This is a genomic window from Micromonospora sp. NPDC003776 (genome assembly GCF_053605645.1).
Window position 1 is genome coordinate 1 of sequence record NZ_JBSGJR010000814.1, and the last position, 2,269, is coordinate 2,269.

General features: G+C 73.6%; 2 protein-coding genes. One reads left to right on the top strand and one right to left on the bottom strand.

What is annotated here, in order from left to right; translation table 11 throughout:
• Positions 1-110: 110 nt before the first annotated feature.
• The gene (locus tag ACWEVO_RS35255; RefSeq protein WP_452311738.1) at positions 111-704 is read right to left on the bottom strand and encodes a TetR/AcrR family transcriptional regulator; all 594 of its coding nucleotides are present in this window, start codon (positions 702-704) and stop codon (positions 111-113) included.
• A gap of 265 nt (positions 705-969) precedes the next feature.
• Here ACWEVO_RS35255 and ACWEVO_RS35260 point away from each other — a divergent pair.
• Positions 970-2,269: MFS transporter (locus tag ACWEVO_RS35260; RefSeq protein WP_452311739.1), on the top strand; the 1,300-nt coding region annotated here is incomplete at its 3' end.

Here is a 2,269-nt window from a genome sequence, read left to right on the forward strand (position 1 = left end):
CCCGGGCCGCCGGCCGGTACGCGCCGTCAACCGGTGCGGCAGCCGGGTCCGGGCCGCCGTCGGCCGCCCCCGGCAATCGACCCCCGCCCGAGGCCGGTGGCGGCGGCGGGTCAGCGTGGTGCGGCCGGGTGACGGAGGCCGTCCAGGGCGATGCCGACCACCCGGTCGCGCTGCGCCGGCTCGGGGAACTGGTACGCGGTGATCCCGCTGATCAGCCGCACCACGTCGTCGAAGCCGGCGTCCGGCCGGGCCGCCCCGGCCTCCTGCGCGCGGCGCAGCAACGGCTCGCCCGCGGCGTAGATCTCGGTGCGGCAACTGCGGAAGACCTCGGAGTCGTGCACGAACTCCTCGGCGAGTGCCCGCTTGGTGCCGACGTAGGCGACGAACCGGTACAGCCACGCCACCAACGCGTCCCACGGAGGCAGGTCCGCCAGGTCGGCGGCGGACGCGCTGAGCGCCCGCACCTCCTCGACGTAGACCGCCTCGAACAGGTCACGGCGGGTGGGGAAGTTGCGGTAGAGCGTGCCGATGCCCACCCCGGCCCGCCGGGCGACCTCCTCCAGGGACGCGCCCGCGCCGGACTCGCCGAACACCTCGCGGGCCGCGGCGAGCAGCGCGTCGTAGTTGCGCCGGGCGTCGGCCCGCTTGGGGCGCCGCGCGAGGACCTCCCCCATCTGGTCACCGCTGGCCATGACGCGCGTCACCCCTCTCGCCTTGCAACCGGAGGCATCCCTCCACTACGTTAGTGGAGGCACTCCTCCGGAACTGACCGGAGCCATGCCTCCGGATAGCGTACTCCGGATTCTCCCGCCGATCCCAGCCGGCGCGATCGGCGCACCAGACACCGGACCCAGGAGGTCCCACCATGCCCACGATCCGCTGAACCAGCGCACCCTCCCCGGCCGCCACCGCCGCGATCCGCGCGAGCGGCCCGACATCCTTCCTTCGTACGTGAACGGGAGTTTCTCCGTGCTCGAAACCACCCGACCCGACTCGCGTCGGCTGACCTTCCTCGTCCTCGCGGCCGGCGCCGGCTTCTTCGCCATGCTCCAGTCGCTGATCACCCCCGTGCTGCCCACCATCCAGCACGACCTGCACACCTCGCAGAACACCGTGACCTGGGTGCTGACCGCCTACCTGCTCTCCGCGTCGATCTTCACCCCGGTCCTCGGCCGGATCGGCGACATGATCGGCAAGGAGCGGACCCTGGTCGTCTCCCTCGCCGCGCTCGCGGTGGGCTGCCTGCTGGCGGCCGTCGCGCCCACCATCGGGGTGCTCATCGTCGCCCGCGTCGTGCAGGGCATCGGTGGCGCCGTCTTCCCGCTCTCGTTCGGGATCATCCGCGACGAGTTCCCCGCCGCGCGGGTGAGCTCGGCCGTCGCGGCGATCTCGGCGATCGTCGCCGCCGGTGGCGGCCTCGGCGTCGTCCTGGCCGGGCCGATCGTGGCCACGCTGGGCTACCGCTGGCTGTTCTGGATCCCCATGGTCGTCGTCGGGCTCACCGCGCTTGCGGCGCACCGGTTCGTGCCGGAGTCGCCCGTGCGTACGCCCGGCCGGATCAGCTGGGCGACCACGCTGCTGCTCTCCGGCTGGCTGGTGGCGCTGCTGCTGCCGGTCAGCAAGGGCGCCGTCTGGGGCTGGACCTCGGGCCGGGTGACCGGCCTGCTGGCGCTCGCCGCCGTGCTCCTGGTCGGCTGGCTGGTGGCCGAGACCCGCTCGGCGAACCCGCTGATCGACATGCGGATGATGCGGCTGCCCGCGGTCTGGACCACCAACCTGGTCGCCCTGCTCTACGGCGCCTCGATGTTCGCCGTCTACGCCTTCCTGCCGCAGTTCGTGCAGATCCCGCGCAGCGCCGGGTACGGCTTCGGGGCCAGCGTCACCCAGGCCGGGCTGCTCATGCTGCCGATGCTGGTCGGGATGTTCGTCGCCGGCCTGCTGGCCGGCCGGCTGGCGGCCCGGTTCAGCGCCAAGGCGCAACTGGCCACCGGCGCGGTGTTCAACGTGGCCGCCGCGGCGATGCTGACCGTCGCGCACGACACCCGCTGGGAGGTCGGCGTCGCCGGCGCCCTGGTCGGCATCGGCATCGGGCTCGCGTTCGCCTCGATGGCCAACCTGATCGTGGCCAGCGTGCCGAGCCACCAGACCGGCGTGGCGACCGGCATGAACGCCAACATCCGCACCATCGGCGGCGCGATCGGCGCGGCGGTGGCCAGCACCGTGATCACCGCCCACCCGCAGGCCGGCGGGCTGCCCCGGGAGGCCGGCT